This is a genomic window from Candidatus Avelusimicrobium sp. (genome assembly GCF_051874775.1).
GTDB lineage: Bacteria > Elusimicrobiota > Elusimicrobia > Elusimicrobiales > Elusimicrobiaceae > Avelusimicrobium.
In genome coordinates this window covers 1-19080 of sequence record NZ_JBJEGE010000006.1, presented here as the reverse complement: position 1 = coordinate 19080, position 19080 = coordinate 1, and the positions used below count along the sequence as shown (strand labels likewise).

The window sequence follows — 19080 nt, the reverse complement described above, 5'->3', positions numbered from 1 at the left end:
TTCGAATTATAAAATAGTAGGGGGAGACCCAAAATTTCGGATCCTGCAAATTTGGAGCTCAGAGAAAACGCGGGAAAAATTGCAGTTTACGACGGAGAAAAAAGAACTCTGAGACCGTAACAGATAAGAAAAACAGGTATTCTCCGACGGGAAAACTTTAATTCTTAGACGAAAAAAGCACCTTAAAAAAGGTGCTTTAGAAGATGGTCGGGGCGGCGGGATTCGAACCCACGACCTCACGGTCCCGAACCGTGCGCGCTACCATCTGCGCTACGCCCCGTATGAATTTAAAAATGGTCGGGAAGGCGGGAATCGAACCCGCGATCTCTCGCACCCCAAGCGAGCGCTCTACCTCTGAGCCACTCCCCGAAATCGTGCAGCCAACTGCCGGCTACACCTATATTTTATCATTCTTTTAACAAATCTTCCAGCGTTTCTTTAATTTCCGTCAGAAATTTAATGTCCGCCACAGGGCGTTTGGCGGATTTTTCCGTAGGAAACTGGTATTTATTTAATTGTTTTTTTGCGCCTTCCAAAGTCAGTTTGTGTTTATAAATCAAATCTTTAATTTTCAAAATTGTATACACATCCGCTTTAGTATAACGGCGGTGGCCGCTTTCCAGCCGGATCGGGCGGATTAAATTGAATTCGGATTCCCAATAACGCACGGAATACTCCGGCACGCCGGTAATGCGTTTCACGTCTCCGATTGAGAAATACTCTTGTTGTTCAATTTCTTCAAGTCCCATAGGCTTATTATAGCATTTTAGTATTTTTGTCATATAAAACCGACTTAAAGTTTGCGTGTTTTTTCTGTGAGAACAGAAGGTTTGGGATACCATTGCGTGGGTTTATCAAGAATGGCCCCAAAAGTCCTAATTGGAACTTGGGCCCTTTGGCCCTTGTCTTGAGGATTGGTGCGTGTCATAATATGAATAAGGTGTATTGCTTTTTCACGCCTGCGGATTTTGATTAAATATCAGGAGTCTTCTGCTATGATGACTAAACTATTGTCTCTCGTATTAAGCTTTTCGATTATTTTTATGAGCATTGCTCCGTCGTATGCGCAGGTGCGCGCAGCGGATGAAAACGCTAAACGCCGTCAGTATGATGTAATGAGAATGGAAGACTGCGAACGTGATGCCTCAGGCAACATAAAGGAAATTGATTTTACCGACTCACAGTATCAGGACTCTTTTAACCGGATGATTAGCGACCCCGATGCCTGGGAGTGGGGTGTCTGCTCTTATGTGGCGGGGTTAAAAGCGTATTATGAGAATCATCCCCGCGAGCAGGAAGCCTTGACTTTTTGGCAGATAAATAAGGTCTTTTATGCGGCAGCCGAAAAATTTATTCAGCGTTGGAATATCGATTTTTCCGCACACGAGAATACAACTTTCCGCAATCTGATGGAGGAGCTGAATGCGGTAGTTCTGCGCGGCAAAAAGAGCACGCCACAGTATTCGTTTGATGAGAAAGAAAAGAAGTATGTCAGGGTTTCTTCTAAGGTGGAAGAAGCTGTGGAAGAGGCGCGGCGTGCCGGGACGGAAGGGTCTATGTTTGGGCTTCCGGGCGGTCAGGTTACCATTGCAGCGGCCTATGTAGATTTGATGAGGGAAGTAACATCCGTGTATAAGTTGTTGACGGAGGAACCCACCGAAGGCGCTTCTTCGGATATTTCGTATGAGGAGTTTGCACAGCTGTATAAAAATAACGTGCAGTATGAGTTTTCAGGACGTATGGCGGAAGAAGCGAAAAAGCACCAAAAAGATCCGGGGTGGGCTGATTATGTCGCGCAGCTTAACCGTCAGCTGGCTGATTTCCTTTCTGATTCGGCTGTTCGAAACGCGTATAACGAGTTTCTGGCGCAGGCGGATGAGGGAAAGGAAGAATTTCAAGCTGTTATGCAAGAGTACTTAAAAGGCCTCTCCGAGGAGATTTGGGCAGCTTATGAAAATTCCCCCGAGGCTTGGCTGGGCGTGCTGCAGGATGTTTTTCCGTTATTGAATATGTACGGCGGACTGCCCGCGAACCTGAGGAAGAAAGCTGCGGCCGTGATGCGTTCTGAAATTAGCAAAACGAAGTCCGTTTGTGCCAAGCCAGGATTTTTCTCTATGCGTACTTTAAAAGGGTTGGGCGTTATGCTGACGCTGCATCAAAGCCAAGGCGCTAAAGACTTCATTATCGCTGATATCGTTAAAGCGAACGGACAGTGCGCTTATGCCGTCAAGGCCGCAGTGGCTTTGGGCGCGTTGGGTGAGGAAGGGGACAATACTGCGGATTCACTGGCTGTACAAGATTTATTTAAAGAAGGGTTTAACGGTTCAGCCGCAGCAATGGTTATTCCCACTTCGCTAGCTGTTTTAACCGCTATGGGAGCGTATGAAGACGCCGCCGATATGATTGTTCACGCCGGTAAATACTCGTCGATAATGGAAGCAATCTCATTTATGTTTGGGGCATTTTCCATCAATGGGTGGAGAGAGCTGTTCCACACCGCCGACAGCTATTGGGGGGAAGGGGCTAATTTGGAATACAGTTATTATCAGGATGAACACGGCGAAGATCGTAACGTTTGGGTGGATACGGCGGATTTGCTGATGGAAGCTTATGAGGATGCGGATGAGGAAGAACAGAAAAAAATGAACGTGTTGTTCCGCAAATCGATGGAAGGATTGCTGGAACCCAGCGAGAAGAAATTGGGAATGGCCCTGCGTCCTTTTTTGGCGGGGATATTTTCCTACGGATTGATTCATATTAAATTGTCAGAAAAAGATAAAGGATATAGTGCGTTTAACCAACTGGAAGTATTGGTTGACCTAAATAAAATAACGGATACAGAAGGAAAGAAAGGCGCCAAAGAGATGTTTCGGTCCGCGTATAAAAACGGCATTCCGTATGCAAACGTTATCATTTGGTATTTATTCCTTTCAACAAAAAACGATCTGCATCCTAAAATGCGGTTGTATTTAAACGAAAGACTGGCCCAGGGGATGAGGAATACAGGCGGCAATTGGGCAGATTATGCCGAAGAGGAATTGGCAAAGCAGGAAGCGGAATTACAGAACGATATAAAAGATTTTCAAGAGTGGACGAAGACGACAGAAAATTTGACCCCGTTGGATGATTTAATCGGTATTTTCTTCTTGTGGAAAGGCGGAAAAGGTGTTTTCTCTTTACTCAAATTTATCGGACGTACGGCGGGAACTGCTACTACAAGTGTGTTTAAAATGCTGCGTATGATGCGCTCCGTCAATATTGTTAAAGTGGCGAAGTTGGGGAGAAATCTAAATAAAGTTTTAAAAACAGGTTTAACCAATTTTAAATCAGGGGCGTTTAGACGTTTGAAAATGAGGGCTTTTACCCGTATAAAAGGCTCACCGGAAATTCCTTCGTTTAAACCCGGGGCTGCGCCAGGACCTAAAGGCGTAACCGATGCTGCGGCGGCTTCCGCGCCGGCTAGTGAATTGGCGGCCGCGCCTGTAGGGGCTGAGACTCGCGTGCTTAACGGCCAGCTGTATATAGTGCCTGCAGGAACGGAAACCGTTTATGTACGAGGGATGGTACAGTTTATTCCCAAAGGAAAATCTTTATCTAGCGTGGCGCGGGATTTTAACGTTCCGATAGAAGATGTTGCTTGGGCGACCAACGGCAGTTCTTGGGCGGGGATTCAGGCGTTTTCGCTAAATTACGGAGCGGGGGAAGCCGTGGCCGGCAGCCGCGGCGTACAGCCGCTGATGGCCCGTCCGGAAATCCGCGTTCCCCAACCGGTGTCCCGCGTGACTCCGCCGGCTTCTTCGCCTGTTTCTTCGTCTGCTGCTGCCCGTCCGTCGGCGTCCGTTCAAGCATCGTCTTATTCGCCAAAAGTTTGGCATATTTCCGATTGGGAGTGGTTCAAAGCCGATATGAAGGTCCGCTGGAATGAGTTCGTAACCGGTTTAACGCGATTCGGACGTCTTAGCGTGCAGAGTCCATTCCGTACGGCGGGAGTGGGAGCGTCGATGTTCAGTATGGGCGGAGTGCTTCCCGCCGAAACCGCTTTTGTGGTAGAAGCGCCCTCTTTGGTTCGTTCTTTCAGCTCGTATAATTGGTTGGGGGCCGCATCCGACGCTTCGTCTGTTACGCGTTCCGTGGCGGGGGAATCTGCTTCTTCGGCGGTTGCCCCGTCGGCTTCCGCGCTGGAGGTAACTGCCGCGACCGCTAATTCGGGAATTTACGGCGGGAAGATGTTCTTAAACCCGTTCTGGCTGTTTGGCGCAGCGACGTCCCCTCATATTACTCCTATTGGCGCAATCGGTTCATTGGATGAGCGCCGCAATTATGTTTATTCGGGTTATTTGAGGAAGGATTGGAGCTCTCCTGCAGCTTTCACCCAATACCAGCAACAGCTAAACAACTGGATGTACCGTTCCAACCCGCTTTACCGCGCGCAAAACCCGTGGATGCTGGGGCACTGGTGGGACGATGTAACCACTTCCATGTCGCTTGGGTGGCAGGAATTTAATCTGTCCCGCGCGGGCAATCCGAATTATGCCATGTCCTTGGCAGAACAGGAATCGGCCCGCCAACAGAATACATCGCTCCATTCTGCGGAAGGGAATAATCCGTTGGCTGCGCCGTCGACACAAACTGCGGACGCAGGGCATTTATACAGCGGCCTGCCTGTGTTTGCAATGGCTAAGTGGGGTAAACGCGCTTTTAATAAGATAATCAACTATTTCTCGCGCGAACAGAATTTGCCGAAAGAGAATGCGGAACCCGGTCAATTTAATACGGTCCATACGGAAGACGGGAAAGTCAGCTACCGCTATCGCTCAGTGGCGTATAAGGATGGTAAAGTTCGTATGTTAGCGCAGGGAGAGGAGACTCCTGAAGGTTGGAATGTGTATTTGTTGGCGGAAACATATAACTTTATGCCGGTTGCGACCGATGAAAAAGCTATGCACGCCAATACATTGGCTACACTAATTTTGCGAGACGATTCTCCTGTGCGGCAAGATTTGGTCTTTATTCTTGCCTCGGGAGCCAACCAAGTATATAAAGTGCAGGCGTTTAATAAATTACGCCAACTGAAGTATTCCATGCCGACCGAAGCGGAAGTGATTGAATTTTCGCACGAAATTAATGACGGTGTCGGCGGGGTGCTTTCCCGCGCGGACGCGCTGGATATTGAAGCTTCTATGCAGCGTGTGGTAAATGAAGGCGGTAACGCCGCCCAAATGGCGGGGCCGGAACATCATGTGTTGTTGGAGGGTGTGTCGGAAGAAGCACTGTTGAATATTAACAAAAATAAAGTTTCCGCTGCTTTGTATAACGTTTCGGAAATAGACCGGTTTTTAGGGCAGATGCAAGTATCTACCACGCGTAATGGCCATACCAAGTATTCGGGCTTGCTGCCTATTTATTTGCGTTTGTCGAACCGTTCGCTTTCCGATACTCCCCGTTTGTATTTCGTATTGAATAAAGGCCAGACCTTTTTGGTCCCCCGTGGATTTGTGTTGGCTATGGACGAGAAAGGACAGATGAAATTTGTGGTCAAAGATTCCGAGGCATCTATTGAAAACAGCAGTCGTTCCCTGTTTAAATTTTTGGATAAGTCCATCCGTTTGTTGCATAAACCGACGGAAAAACGCGGGCACGTGGTGTTCGAGCAGCCTCTTGCTTTGGCGGAACTGGCGGGGCTGGCCCATGTGCTGGAGGCAGATGTAAAAGAGTCTAAAGTGGGCGTAGTGGAAGTACGTCAACAAGATTCATTTGAATCGTTAATGCTGGTGATTGCTTTGGTGGCGGGCGCGGATTTGGGCGCTTCGATGGCCGGCGAGTTCAAAACGATGTTTGACTGGGCTTCTGCCGCCATATTTATCAGCGGGTTTGGGTATTTATCTCCCAAAATAGCCAACATCTTTAACCCCTTGATTTCCAAATACGGTTATTATCAAACGGTAAAGGCCGTTTTGTTGACAATGGTGGGAATTTCTTTATTAGGTGTTTCCGCGGGATTGACGGGTACATTTAGTTTCAAAGAGGCTGGTTTATTTGGGGAGATCACCAGCTATGTATTTGCTCCCGTAGCCATTTTGATGGCTAGTATTTTAAGTACGATTGCCAGCCCTATTATGAAAAGCGCATATAAAGATCCTACCCAATATGCTGCTAAAAATATGGGATTTACAACGATGAAAGGCCTTTCCCGCGCTATAGTGACATTACTGCCGTGGGTTGTCGGTATGGGGATAATGCTCGGGGCGGCTTTAGCTCCGGAAGGGAGTGCTCTGTCCGAAGTGACATTAAACTGGTCTTTATTGGTGCCCGTGATGCTTGTCGGCTCGTTGTACGGTTTGCACTTGCTGCAAAAAAGCCGTTTGGCAACGGAAGCTTCGGAAGTAAAGACTTCGCCTATTTCTAAAAAAGAGGCCAAACAAATATACAAGCAGCTTTTTAAGCCGAGTTTAGCTTCTACAGTTGCCCGTGTAGCCTTGGTGTATTTTACTTATGCGGCTATCAATTCTGTCATTTTCAGCGGCGAAATGAAGATGTTATATCCCGCTTACGGGTTGGCGATTACGGCTACTGGTTTGGCAATGAGTTTTGCCGTGCGTAAACTGGCGGATCGGATGATTAAAAATAAAGTCATTACGGATGACCAGTTGACGGGTATCGGTTTGCCGCTGATGTTGTTCGGCGTGCTTATGTATGTGGCTTCTCCGGCGGGCAGTCTGGGGATGTGGTTATCTTGGTTGTCTATGTATTTGTCCACTCCTGTTTTTGGCGTAGTGGAGAATTCCCGTATGATGAACCAAGTAGGCCGTTACTATGCAGCAGAGCGGGACCGTATCCGCAAAGATAAACAAATGACGGCACAAGAAAAGAAACAAGCTACGGACTTGTTAAAAAAGACGGAAGAAGCAGTTAAATTGCAAGCGGCGGGAGCCTATAACTCCGCTAACTCAAGCGGGTTATTTCCGATCCTTTTGCTGACGGGGCTATTTCTCTTGTTAAAAGACCTTCCCTCTGTTGCGGATGTGGCGCAGCCGTTGATGGATGTGATTAATAATTTCTTTGGCGATCCTTCCGTAACAGCGAAAGGCGAGCCGCTGAACGATTATGCCATTTACCGGTTGGGTGCGGTGCTGTCTATTTTTACCGCATCTTTGCTGGTGTGGCAAAACTGGGATATGGTAAAAGACGGGTGGAGCCGTTTATTCCGTTCTACCTCGCTTTCACAGCAGCAGATTGACGCTTATGAACGGGGTGATCTCTCCGCCCAGCAAGTATATAATTCGCTTGGCTTTAATTCGGACGCTATGGCCTCTACTTTGCAGCGCGTAACGAAAGAAGTGGAGGAACTGCAAATTAGCGTGCGCGGATCGATGCGTGCATTTGAATCGGAATCCCGCTTGCAGAAATTGATGAACCGTATGGTGTGGGTCAATAACCGTTTGAAAGCTTTAGCTGAAGGATCTAAGGTGCCTGTTGCGCAGTTAGCTTCTAGTTTGCAGATGTTACGCAGTACGGCCATTATGTTTAGAACGGTGGTTGAGTTTAATGATGTATCCGAGGGTTTAAGAGCACAGGCGGCAGATTTCTTCCAATCGGTAGAGAGTATCAGTTTTAACGAAGACAAGGATATGGAGGCTTTATCCGAAAAATTGAAATCGTATGCCGGCCAAGTACAGAACAGTAAGGCGTTGTCAGACGGTATATTCCAATTGGAAGAAAGTTATTTGTTCGGCGATTTAAAACGCTTTGCATTGCATTATAGTTCTCTTAAAAAGATGCTTAAAGGACTAGGGGCGGATAAAGAGCTGGATAAGCTTTATCAGTCCGTTGTCGGAATAATGGAATCCGGCGCTTACAGCGTGCAAGATATGAGTTTAGAGTTCTTGCCTGAAGTGAAAATGTCTTTGGTGGCGCATATTCCGGGCTTGAGCAAAGCAGCCAAGAGTATTTTTGACGGCACAAACGTATCCGATTACGAACGCGTCAAAGTAGGCTATTTGCGCACGCTTAATATTTTGTTGGAAGAAAAACAGAATGGTATGTTGTATGACGGTATGAACGGTGATTTCGCCCTCTATTACCAAAAAGCAGTGGAGACGCTGGACCGTTATGCCGCCAGTACCGATGACGCAGCACGCGTACAAAATTTGCGCAAGGAGCTGGACGATGTATATACCGCATATATGGGCGAAGCCCCCACGGAGACCTCTGTGGCTGCACAGGCTGCGCAGAACAGCGGTTTATGGGGTCGTTTGACCAACTGGTGGAATGAATTCATCGGTTGGTTGAAAGGCGGCGATTCGTCTGATAATTCCGGCCCTGCGGTTCCGGCGGACGGACCGGATCCGGAATAAAATAATTCAATTGTATGAATGGGTAAAAACCCTGTGCGAAAAGCACGGGGTTTTTACGTATATCTCCTTTAGAGGGTGTATACTTTATGGCAAAGAATTTAGAGTGTTTAGCAAATGCTATTCGCTTCCTTGACTCGTTTTTTTTTTTTGATACGATGGGGTTATTCCGTGGTGTTTCTGTAAGGTCTCTCCCGATTTCGGTTTATTTCATCAAAATCGGAGGAGCCGAAGCAGAAACGACTCAGGATGACTTTTTTGATAGGAGGATGTAATATGCAAGGTTTTACGCTGATTGAATTGTTAGTTGTCGTATTAATTATCGGTATTTTGTCATCGGTAGCGTTGCCGCAGTATCAGAAGGCGGTAAATAAAGCGCGGCTGGCAGAAGTGCGGACGACACTTAAAGCTATCAATGATGCTTGCCAAGTTGCAGAATTGGAAAATGGTACACCCCCAAGTTCGTTTGATGAATTATCCGTATCTTTTATAGATTCATCCGGTAACCAGGCGACGGGATGGAGATTGTCCACCAAGAACTTTATGTATCAATTTGATAATACGTTAGATCATCTTCATACTTATGGTTTTGCGTGGGCGCCCAATTATGAATATTCATTTAACATTATAGATGGAAAGCTCCATTGTTGGGATCCCCGAGGAAAAGGAATTTGTAAAGCATACGGTTTTAGCCAGAGCGGCGTGGGGTGTACTTCCGGTTCGAGTCCGCATTTATCTACCGACTGTTATGTCGAATAATTATTTAAATTAATAAAATCCCCGAAGCATTTAAACACTTCGGGGATTTTTCCGTCTTAAAACAACTTATTTTCCTTTTACGTGTTTTACGGGTTCACCGTAGTACGCTTTCAAATACAGCTCTTTGATTTCGCTGATCAGCGGATAGCGGGCGTTGCCGCCGGTGCACTGGTCGTCGAAAGCAAGTTCGGAAAGTTGGTCCAGGTTATCCAAGAATTCTTTTTCCGGAATACCGTATTCTTTGAGCGATTTGGGGATGTTGAGGTTGTGTTTCAACGTCTCCACCATTTCAATCAGTTTCTGCACTTTAGCGTCTTTATCGTCGCCGAATTCATTGTGGGGCAAAAGAAAATCCACAATTTTCCCGTAGCGTCCTTTTACAAACGGATATTTATACTGCGGGAACAAGCCCTGTTTGGTGGGTTTGTCGGTAGCGTTGAACTCAATAATATAAGACAACAGAAGCGCGTTGGCCAAGCCGTGCGGAACGTGATACATCGCGCCCAGTTTATGCGCCATAGAGTGGCACAGCCCGAGGAACGCGTTGGCAAACGCCATACCGGCAATCGTGGCCGCATAGTGCATTTTTTCGCGGGCGTTGATGTCTTTGGCGCCGTGGGTGTAGGAACTTTCCAAGTATTTAAATACAAGGCGCATCGCTTCCAACGCCTGTCCTTCCGTAAAGTTGGTGGAGAATACGGAGGTGTATGCTTCAATGGCGTGGGTCAGCACGTCCAGGCCGGACCAAGCCGTTAGTGTTTTGGGCATACCGAGTACAAATTCCGGATCGATAATGGCCATATCGGGGGTTAAGGCGTAGTCCGTAATGGCGTATTTGGTGCCGGTTTTTTCATCGGTGATAATGGTAAACGGCGTTACTTCGGAGCCGGTGCCGGACGTGGTGGGGATAGCTACCATCGTCGCTTTTTTGCCCAAGGGCGGAGCCGCGTAAATGCGTTTGCGGATATCCATAAAGCGCATCGCGATATCTTCAAAGCTGGTGGTGGGGTTTTCGTACATCAGCCATACCATTTTGGCTTCGTCCATCGCCGAACCGCCGCCGAGGCCGATGATGATGTCCGGCTGCCAGAAATTGGCGATGTTTAACGCTTCCTGCACGTTGGAAATGTTCGGGTCGGGCAGTACGTTGGAGAACACGCGGAATTTAATATCCAAGTTTTCCAACACATCACACACGGTGCGGACGTGGCCCAACTGTTCCATCGTTTTGTCCGTAATGATGTACGCGCGTTGTTTGCCTTTCAGTTCGGCAAGTGCCTGCGAAAGCGCGCCGCGTTTGAAATAGATTTTGGACGGTACTTTGTACCAGTACATATTTTCGCGGCGTTCCGCGACGGATTTTACGTTCATAAGATGTTTTACTCCAATGTTTTCGCTGACGGAGTTGCCGCCCCACGAACCGCAGCCGAGCGTCAAGGACGGGGCCAGTTTGAAGTTGTACACGTCGCCGATGGCGCCCTGCGAAGAGGGAATGTTAATCAGCGTGCGCGCGGTGGGCATATCTTTAAAGATGTCGATATGGTCTTCGTTGGATTCATCGGTATACAGCACGGACGTGTGTCCCGCGCCGCCGTACAAAATAAGGTCGCGCGCGAGTTCTACGGCGTGGTTGAAGTCTTTGGCGCGGTAGAAACCGAGTACGGGGGAAAGTTTTTCGCGGGCAAAGGGTTCCGCATCGCTCACTTCGCTGGCTTCGGCGATTAAAATTTTGGTGTGAGCGGGTACTTTAATACCGGCCATTTCCGCGATTTTTTCCGCACTCTGCCCAACGATAGCGGAGTTAAGTTTTCCGTTTACCACAATCGTTTCGGCCAGTTTTTTACGGTCTTTTCCTGTGATAAACGCGCAGCCGCGGGCGATGAATTCTTTTTTTACGTCCTCGTATACGGCGTCCTCTGCTACGACGGACTGTTCGCTGGCGCAGATCATACCGTTGTCAAAGGTTTTGCTCATAATAATGGAGCTGACGGCCATTTTAATGTTGGCGGTGGCATCGATGACTGCCGGGGTGTTGCCTGCGCCTACGCCGATGGCCGGTTTGCCGGAGGAGTAAGCGGCTTTTACCATGCCGGGGCCGCCGGTGGCCAAAATAAGGTTGATGTGCGGGTGGTGCATTAACGCGTTGGAAAGCGGCATGGTGGGGTTTTCAATCCAGCCGATGATGCCTTCCGGCGCGCCGGCTTCCACGGCCGCGTTCAGAACGATTTTCGCAGCTTCAATGGTGCATTTTTTAGCGCGCGGGTGGGGGGAAAACACAATCCCGTTGCGGGTTTTCAAGGCTAGGAGACTTTTGAAAATAGCCGTAGAGGTGGGATTCGTAGTGGGCACCACGCCCGCGATTACGCCGATAGGTTCGGCCACTTGGCGGTAACCAAAGGCATCGTCGTCGGACAGTACGCCGCAGGTTTTTGTGTCTTTATATTGGTTGTAGATATATTCGGACGCAAATTGGTTTTTGATAACCTTATCTTCCATTACCCCCATACCGCTTTCTTCCACGGCCATTTTAGCCAGTGGGATGCGGTTTTGCGCAGCGGCGATGGCCGCGGCGCGGAAAATTTTGTCTACTTGTTCTTGCGTAAACGTTGCATAAATGCGCTGCGCGGCTTTCACTTTGTCGACGATCTTGTCCAGCATAGACAATTCTTCTTTTGTAGCTTCGGCCGGAGCGGCAGTTTTCTTTTCCGCCATAGTTTTCTTCTCCTTTGAGTTTGCAAAATAACTGATATAGATATTTTGATATCTATATTTTATCTTTTGGGTGATTTAAAGTCAATACTCTCTCGGTATGGAGTGTGAGGCGGGGGTTGACATCTGGCTGTCAAAAAGATAGTATAGATATTGCAATATCCACAAAAAATGCTTATGGGAGGACCGCCGTGGGATTATTTCACCGCCGGAAAGAAATCAGCGTGCAGACGATTCGCCGTCTGCCGCAGTATTTGCGTATTTTTTATAATTTACACGGATACGGCCGCGAGCTTGTGTCCTCCACCTATTTGGCGGACGAAACGCACTTGCTGCCCGTTGTGGTAAAAAAAGATTTGCAGGCCGTCGGCGCGCCGAGTAAATTGCGCGCGGGGTTTAAAGTGGCGGGGACGATTGAGGTTATCGAGAAATTTTTGGGCTGGAACAACTTAAACAAAGCGTTTTTAGTGGGGGTCGGCCATTTGGGCGCGGCGCTTTTGGGGTTTGACGGATTTAAAAATCACGGGCTTGAAATTGTTGCCGCGTTTGATACGCATCCGGAAAAGGTGGCCAGTACCGTGCACGGTGTGCCGGTGTATCACACGGCGCAGCTGGCGACGGTAATTGAACGGCAGAATTTAAAAATTGCAGTGCTGACGCTTCCGTCCGCCGCGGCGCAGGGTGTGACGGACACGCTAGTTGCGGCGGGGATAAAAGCGATATGGAATTTTGCGCCCGTCAATTTGGAAGTGCCGGACGGGGTGACTGTGCAGAAAGAGGATATTTCGTCGGGGTTGGCGGAGTTATGCGCCAAGCTGAAAAGTAAATAAGATAACAACTGTTGGTAACTTGCGATTTGCGTAAGCGGAGCAGAAAGTATTTTTCTGCTCCGCTTTACTTTTAAGGGCCAACAATTTGCCAAATTCTGTTATCTTGTGCGTCCCTCGGCCTTGACGTGGCTACAGCCACGCCTATGCGGCCGACTAGCCCGCACAATCTAAAGCGAATTTAGCAAATCAGGCAATCTCTGCAATGTTATTCTAATCTGCACGGCGTTAGTAACAGCCGTGAATCTTCCGCTTATTTGCTTTTATTGTTTGGCCGCATTGACCCGTCTATAAAATTCGTGTTGCTGTATGTTCCTCCCTGAGCCTGTTTATAAAAAGCGTTTACCGTTGCCGTTTTGCAGGCCTATATCCTGTTTATAAAACGCCTTAAGGCGGAAAAATGTTTTTACTTGTTTGAGCGGAGCGAGTTGTAAAAACATCCGCCGAGGGTGCGTTTTATAGGATCTGGCCTGCGAGTTTTTTGCTTACTTTTTGGCGATACAAAAAGTAAGAAGAAAGCCTTGACCCGTTTTTTTTTTTTTGATACGATAGGGTTATTCTGAGGGGCTTTTGTGAGGGAGTTCACGATTAGGGTTTGTTCGCTTAAAATCGGTAGATCCAGTGCAGAAACAAATTGGGATGACTTTTTTGATGGAGGAAAATAAAATGAAAGGTTTTACGTTTTGTCGTCACCCTGAACTTGTTTCAGGGTCCAGTAAAAAAGGCTTTACGCTTTGCTGTCATCCTGAATTTATTTCAGGATCCAGTAAAAAAGGTTTTACGTTAATAGAACTTTTGGTTGTTGTATTAATTATCGGCATTTTGTCGTCAGTGGCGTTGCCGCAGTATACGACGGCGGTCGAAAAATCCCGCGCGGCGGAAGCGTGGACGACGTTAAAGTCCATTAAAGACGCGTTGGAAATAAAAAATATGGAAGAGGGGACAACCGGCGTAAACTATCCGTTTGAAGAGCTGAGTGTTTCTTTTAAGAATGAAAACGGGGCCGAGGCGACGGGCAGTCAGTTCCAAACTAAGAATTTTGCGTATTATATTTTGAATGATGGTATTGTTCTTGCGGAAGCCCGTAAAGTTTCTCCGTATTATACGTTATATTGGTATCAAGGGAAACGTACCTGTTTTGAACACGAGTCAAATACTTGGTGTAAGCGGTTTGGAATATCTGCCACACATCCTGCTAAATGTCTGTCTTGGGGTGGAAATGAAACAGAAACATCGCATTGTTGGACGGAATAGTCCGGAGGGGCTGGCTGCGGCGCAGGCTGAGCAGGTTAATAAACTCCGCAACTTGGTCGGCTTGTTCCAAATATTTTAGGAGGTATAAGGCATACCTCCTTTTATTTTGCTTCCCGTCCCTGAATAAATGTTTTTACGGGCTTAAAATTCCCGTCCAATAAAACAATGTCCGCCGTAAATCCTTCGGCTAAGCGGCCCGTTTTGGGCAGTTTCATCAGCCGAGCCGGATTGGCAGACGCACAGGCCGCGGCTTCATCAAGCGTATATCCGAAATCCACTAAATTCTTCACGCCGCGCGCTATCGTCAGCGCGGAGCCGGCTATCACGCCGTCCGCTTTGCGTTTCCACACGCCGCCGTCAAAAATCACTTCTTCTCCGTTGGCGATAAAGGGGCCTTCGGGCTGCCCCGTAGGTTTTAATGCGTCCGTCACTAGCACGATGTTTTCTATGGGTTTTATGCGTTTTAGAAATGATACTACATCGGGGTGGACGTGTACGCCGTCGGCGATGATTTCGCACGAAATTTCGGGGTGCAGCAGCACCGCTCCGGCGGCGTTGGGGGCGCGGTGGGTAAACGGACTCATCGCGTTAAACAGGTGTGTGGCGTGCGTGACGCCGCGCGCGGCGGCGGATAAAAATTCGTTATATGTAGCGTTGGTATGTCCGGCCTGCGGCAAAATGCCGCGCTCCAAGCAAAACTCAATTACGGGCCCGATACCGGCCAGTTCGGGGGCCAGCGTCATAGCCGCGATTTTCCCTTCCGCCGCGTCGTACAAGCGTTTTAAAACAGTAATATCCGCGGGAGCAATGTCTTGCGGTTTCATTACCCCGGGCTTGGCGGGAGAAATAAAAGGGCCTTCCAAGTGAAAGCCTAAAATTCTGGCGCCCGTTTCTTTGCCAATGGCGGGTGCGAGCGTGCGGAGCAGCCGTTCCATTTCTGGCGGTTTTCCGCAATAGAGGGTGGGGCAGAACGCGCAAACGCCTTCACGCGCCAGACGGGCTGACATTTCCCACAACGCCTGCGTCGTTTCCTGTTCCGGCCCGAATCCCGCAAAACCGTGAATGTGCAAATCAATAAATCCGGCTAGTGCCAAGGTGTTTTGTCCATCGGTATGCGGTAAAGCGTTAAGGGTTTGCGGCAAGGTTTCTTCCGCCCGAAAGATGCGGCGGATGTACCCGTTTTCCACCCAAATGGAAGCGTTTTGCAGCAGGCCGTCTTTCAGTACGGCGCGGACATTTTGAAGAACAAAAGAGGCGCTCACGCTTCCTCCGTTTCCAATGTCCAATGCGCTTCGTTAGGTTGTTCGCTCATTAGACGGTCAAGTGTTTGGCGCGGTGTTCCCGTGAGGAGGGAACACGCTTGCGGGTCAGCCAGCAGGGTGGCTTTTGGATGGAGTTTTAAAGCGGTTAGCGGCCACTTAAGATCTTGGCCCTCTTGCATCAGCCGTGCGACAGCTTTAGCCTTTTTTTCGCCCGAAGCTAAAAACAATACTTCTTTTGCGTCTGTTACCGTTCCGATCCCCACCGATAGGGCCGTTGCGGGTACGCGGGACTGATCATTATTAAAAAAACGTGCGTTGGCTTGACGCGTATCGGGCGTCAGTTCTACAAGCCGCGTACGCGTATTAAAGGCGGCCCCGGGTTCATTAAAAGCAATATGTCCGTTTTGGCCTACACCTCCGACGAATAAATCAATCCCGCCCAATTTGGCGATTTGCGCTTCAAAGGCGTCGCATTCTGCTTGCGGATCCGTGGCAAGTCCGTTCAAAATATGAGTATTTTCGGGGCGGAGGTTTACTTCATCAAACAAATGGCGGCGCATATAGCTGTGATAACTTTGGGGATGGTCGGGCGGTAAACCGGCGTATTCATCCATATTAAATGTAACAACGTTTTGAAAATCAACAAGGCCCTCTTTATAAAACAAACGTAAATTGGCGTACATATCTACCACCGTACCTCCCGTGGGGAGACCCAATACGAACGGTTTTTCGGACGTAGGTTGAAAATCGTTGATTTTTTCTTTAATATACGCCGCCGCCCAAAGGCCTAAGTTCATATTTGTGACTACTAACCTCATACCGCTTTTCTCCGTTTAATTTAAATAAGGTTTTATTTCATCGCACAGCATATCGGCTTCCGGTCCGATAACTACCTGCACGCTTCCCGCCGCGCCTTTTACAACGCCGCGTGCACCCAGTTGTTTTAATGATTCAGTGTTTACAAGATCCGGATTTTTGACCTCTAGCCTTAATCGCGTGGCACAGGCTCCCATTGAGGCAATATTTTCTTTTCCGCCTAACGCCTGCACATATTGCTGTCCGCGCGTTACAGGGGCGTTTTGTTTGTCTTCCGATTCCGGCAAGGGCTGCACGGAAACCGTTTCTTTGACCGCGGGTTCTTCTTCCCGCCCTGGAGTTTTCAAATTCCATTTAGTAATAACGAAAACAAAAAGGAAATAATAAATAAGCCCATAGATGAGCCCTACAGGGATTAACAGCAGCGCGTTTTTACCGATACCGCCGCTTAACAGGTAGTCAAAAAGTCCCGCCGAGAAGGTAAATCCAAGTTTTACGTCTAAAATGTTCATTAGCGCCATAGATAATCCTGTTAGCACAGCGTGCAGCACGTAAAGCGGAAACGCCAAAAACATAAACGCAAATTCAATCGGTTCCGTAATCCCCGTTAAAAAGGAGGTTAAGGCCATTGAGAGTAAAATTCCGGCGGCGGCTTTTTTGCGTTTGGAATCGGCGGTTTTAATCATCGCCAAACAGGCGGCGGGCAGGCCGAACATCATTACGGGGAAAAATCCAGCCATAAAGGCTCCCGCTTTCGGGTCGTGCGCAAAGAATCTGGTTAAATCGCCGTGTACGACGGTATCAATCCCGTTTTGCACGGTGGCAAAGTCGCCGAATTGAAACCAGACGAAATTATTTAAAATGTGGTGTAAGCCAAGCGGAATCAGCAGGCGGTTGGCGAGCCCGTAGAAGAACAGGCCGACGTTGCCGGAAGCAATCGTCCAGTCCCCGAATGCGGAAATGGCGCGCCCAATAGGCGGCCAAATAAAATAAGCCGCGCCTGCGGCCAGCAAACAAGCCGCGCCCGTAATAATGGGTACAAAACGCCGGCCGCCGAAAAAGGCCAAATAAGAAGGAAGTTTGATGTCTTTGTATTTGTTGTACAGCCCGCCTGCGATCACGCCTGCCAAAATGCCGCCCAGTACGCCCATATTGATTGATGAATCAAGTGCTTCTAAGGCGGCGGTCATAATCACGTAGCCGATAAATGCCGCGAGTGCCGCCGCGCCGTGGCTTTCTTTGGCAAAACCAACCGCCACACCAACGGCAAAAATTACGGGCAGGTGGTTAAATACGGCTGCACCCGACTGGCTGATAAATGCAATGTTTAATAAATCCGGCTGACCCAGCCGAAGCAGGAGTCCGGCGATAGGCAGTACAGCGATGGGGAGCATAAGCGCTTTGCCCAGTTTAACAAGCGCTCCGCCCGTTTGGGCAGCCAAATGTTTTACGGCGTTCATAAAAGTCCTCCGGTGTTTGTGGGTTATACGCCAAATTTTGCGCGGACGATTGCGCGTACTTCCTGTGCGTCGGCCAAGGTTAATGCGTGTTTGGCTGTTTCTTGGCATTGGGTTTTGTTCAGGCGGCGCACCAAATCTTTTATCCGTGCCACCGCGCCCGCGCCGACGGCGAGCTCCGTCACCCCCAGCCCGATTAAAAGCGGCACGGCAGCCGCGTCGCCCGCCATTGCGCCGCATACGGCCACGGGCTTGTGGTGTTTTTGCGCACCTTGGCACGTCATATCAATCAATTTTAATACGGCGGGGTGCAGGTGGTCGGCCTTAGCGCTGAGTTCTTTGTGTCCGCGGTCAATCGCCAGCGTGTATTGCGTTAAATCGTTGGTGCCAAGCGAAAAGAAATCCGCTTTTTGCGCGAGCCGTTCCGCCGTCAAGGCGGCAGAAGGAACTTCCACCATAATGCCCGTTTGCACGGATTCGCTAATACCCAGTGCGGCGGATTCTTCGGCAATCAGCGTTTTGAAGAAATCCACTTCTTCGGCAAAGGTAATCATCGGCAGCATAATGCGGATATTTTTAAGCGGACGCACGGAGAGCAGCGCGCGCAGCTGCGTGCGGAAGAACGCTTGGTTTTTGGAAAATGCGCGTACGCCGCGTATGCCGACGATCGGGTTTTCTTCCGGCGCGATGTCCACAAACGGCAGCGGTTTATCTCCGCCGGCATCTAACGTGCGGAAAGTAACGGTTTTTCCGCCCGCCGCGTCAAGCACTGCCTGGTAGACGGAGTGCTGTTCGTCTTCCGTGGGCATAAAGGCGCGGCCTTGGAATAAAAATTCAGTGCGTACGAGGCCCATTCCGTCCGCTCCGCTTTTGGCGGCGCGGCCCGTTTCAGCCGGACCGGAGACGTTCCCTTCCACCAAAATATGCACGCCGTCCTGTGTGCAGGCCGGTTCGCAGGCTGCAGCGTCAGCGGCTTGGGTTTCTTCGCCAAAGCGGTTACAACGGTCTGTGAATTCGCGGATTTGGATTTCGTCCGGCGCGGCCACAGCTTTGGCTGCATCGGCGTCAAGCAAAATATCGGTTTGCGGCGGAATTTGCAAGACGGTTTCGCCTGCGCGTACCAGTGTGGGAATCCCGCGGTTTCGCAGTAAAATTCCGGCGTGTGCGGTGGGGGAACCGGCCGCCAGCAGGACTCCGGCCGTATGTTCCGGCAGACAGGCCACGTCGGACGGAAGCAGATCTTCCGCCACCACTACACTGCCTTGCGGCACTTGCGGATTTTGGCGCGCGGCGCCTGTTAAAAGCGTAAGTACTTCGCGGCGGATGTCTTTTAAGTCCGCAATACGTTCCATCAAAAAGCGGTTATTCGTTTTTTTGAGAATATCCACACTGCGGCGGATAGCGGAGTTAAATGCAAACGCAGCAGTTTTGCCCTGACGGATTGTTTTGCGCGCGGCGTCGGACAGCAGCGGATCTTTTACCAAAAGCAGATGCGCGTTTAAAATATCACGCGATTCTTGATTCGTTTCGGAAGCAATTTGGGTTTCCAGTTTTTGCGCCAGTGTAAGAAGAGTCTGTTCTAAGAGATCACTTTCTTCTTGCAGGTTTTGGGCATTTTCTTCAAATGACAGGTTTTTCACCGTCA

11 protein-coding genes and 2 tRNA genes are annotated in these 19080 nt (G+C 49.1%); 5 read left to right on the top strand and 8 right to left on the bottom strand.

Features of this window, described 5'->3' with window-relative positions:
* Positions 1 to 204: 204 nt before the first annotated feature.
* From ACI351_RS00710 to ACI351_RS00700, 3 genes are all read right to left on the bottom strand, one after another.
* Positions 205 to 280, bottom strand: a tRNA-Pro gene (locus tag ACI351_RS00710).
* A gap of 14 nt (positions 281 to 294) precedes the next feature.
* Positions 295 to 369 (bottom strand) — tRNA-Pro (locus tag ACI351_RS00705).
* Positions 370 to 407: 38 nt separating this feature from the next.
* Positions 408 to 749 carry a MerR family transcriptional regulator gene (locus ACI351_RS00700; RefSeq protein WP_439733340.1) on the bottom strand — a complete coding sequence of 114 codons (342 nt, stop codon included), beginning with the start codon at positions 747 to 749 and terminating at the stop codon, positions 408 to 410.
* Positions 750 to 995: 246 nt separating this feature from the next.
* Here ACI351_RS00700 and ACI351_RS00695 point away from each other — a divergent pair, with 246 nt between their 5' ends.
* The 3 genes from ACI351_RS00695 (at position 996) to ACI351_RS00685 (ending at position 9110) form a co-directional block, all read left to right on the top strand.
* The gene (locus ACI351_RS00695) at positions 996 to 8354 is read left to right on the top strand and encodes a hypothetical protein (protein WP_439733339.1); all 7359 of its coding nucleotides are present in this window, start codon (positions 996 to 998) and stop codon (positions 8352 to 8354) included.
* Positions 8355 to 8440: 86 nt separating this feature from the next.
* Complete coding sequence (locus tag ACI351_RS00690) at positions 8441 to 8626, top strand: hypothetical protein (protein ID WP_439733338.1); 186 nt, start codon at positions 8441 to 8443, stop codon at positions 8624 to 8626.
* A gap of 1 nt (position 8627) precedes the next feature.
* A complete protein-coding gene (locus tag ACI351_RS00685) occupies positions 8628 to 9110 on the top strand; it encodes a type IV pilin protein (protein ID WP_439733337.1) in 483 nt (160 codons plus the stop codon).
* A 66-nt stretch (positions 9111 to 9176) separates the two neighbouring features.
* Here the strand turns inward: ACI351_RS00685 and adhE are convergent, their stop codons facing one another.
* Positions 9177 to 11822 carry a bifunctional acetaldehyde-CoA/alcohol dehydrogenase gene (gene adhE, locus ACI351_RS00680; RefSeq protein WP_439733336.1) on the bottom strand — a complete coding sequence of 882 codons (2646 nt, stop codon included), beginning with the start codon at positions 11820 to 11822 and terminating at the stop codon, positions 9177 to 9179.
* Between the two features lie 188 nt (positions 11823 to 12010).
* On the opposite strand from adhE, the gene ACI351_RS00675 reads away from it, so the two are divergent.
* Together ACI351_RS00675 and ACI351_RS00670 are read left to right on the top strand one after the other, a co-directional pair.
* A complete protein-coding gene (locus ACI351_RS00675; RefSeq protein ID WP_439733335.1) occupies positions 12011 to 12649 on the top strand; it encodes a redox-sensing transcriptional repressor Rex in 639 nt (212 codons plus the stop codon).
* A gap of 663 nt (positions 12650 to 13312) precedes the next feature.
* Positions 13313 to 13900 carry a type IV pilin protein gene (locus ACI351_RS00670; RefSeq protein WP_439733334.1) on the top strand — a complete coding sequence of 196 codons (588 nt, stop codon included), beginning with the start codon at positions 13313 to 13315 and terminating at the stop codon, positions 13898 to 13900.
* A 101-nt stretch (positions 13901 to 14001) separates the two neighbouring features.
* Here the strand turns inward: ACI351_RS00670 and nagA are convergent, their stop codons facing one another.
* The 4 genes from nagA to ptsP form a co-directional block, all read right to left on the bottom strand.
* On the bottom strand, positions 14002 to 15162 hold the full coding sequence (nagA, locus tag ACI351_RS00665; RefSeq protein WP_439733333.1) for an N-acetylglucosamine-6-phosphate deacetylase: 1161 nt from the start codon (positions 15160 to 15162) through the stop codon (positions 14002 to 14004).
* Entirely contained in the window at positions 15159 to 15980 is an 822-nt protein-coding gene (nagB, locus tag ACI351_RS00660; protein WP_439733332.1) for a glucosamine-6-phosphate deaminase, read from the bottom strand. The genes nagA and nagB overlap by 4 nt, the downstream gene beginning before the upstream one ends.
* Before the next feature lie 15 nt (positions 15981 to 15995).
* Entirely contained in the window at positions 15996 to 17438 is a 1443-nt protein-coding gene (gene nagE / locus ACI351_RS00655; RefSeq protein ID WP_439733331.1) for an N-acetylglucosamine-specific PTS transporter subunit IIBC, read from the bottom strand.
* 23 nt (positions 17439 to 17461) lie between these two features.
* A partial coding sequence (ptsP, locus tag ACI351_RS00650) for a phosphoenolpyruvate--protein phosphotransferase (protein WP_439733330.1) occupies positions 17462 to 19080 on the bottom strand: 1619 nt, incomplete at its 5' end.

What these genes read in the sequence shown, in the direction of transcription:
- ACI351_RS00700 (WP_439733340.1), bottom strand. Translation starts at nt 749, where the DNA reads ATGGGACTTGAAGAAATTGAACAACAAGAGTATTTCTCAATCGGAGAC.
- nagE (WP_439733331.1), bottom strand. Translation starts at nt 17,438, where the DNA reads ATGAACGCCGTAAAACATTTGGCTGCCCAAACGGGCGGAGCGCTTGTT.
- ACI351_RS00670 (WP_439733334.1), top strand. Translation starts at nt 13,313, where the DNA reads ATGAAAGGTTTTACGTTTTGTCGTCACCCTGAACTTGTTTCAGGGTCC.
- adhE (WP_439733336.1), bottom strand. Translation starts at nt 11,822, where the DNA reads ATGGCGGAAAAGAAAACTGCCGCTCCGGCCGAAGCTACAAAAGAAGAA.
- ACI351_RS00695 (WP_439733339.1), top strand. Translation starts at nt 996, where the DNA reads ATGATGACTAAACTATTGTCTCTCGTATTAAGCTTTTCGATTATTTTT.
- ACI351_RS00685 (WP_439733337.1), top strand. Translation starts at nt 8,628, where the DNA reads ATGCAAGGTTTTACGCTGATTGAATTGTTAGTTGTCGTATTAATTATC.
- nagB (WP_439733332.1), bottom strand. Translation starts at nt 15,980, where the DNA reads ATGAGGTTAGTAGTCACAAATATGAACTTAGGCCTTTGGGCGGCGGCG.
- ACI351_RS00690 (WP_439733338.1), top strand. Translation starts at nt 8,441, where the DNA reads ATGGCAAAGAATTTAGAGTGTTTAGCAAATGCTATTCGCTTCCTTGAC.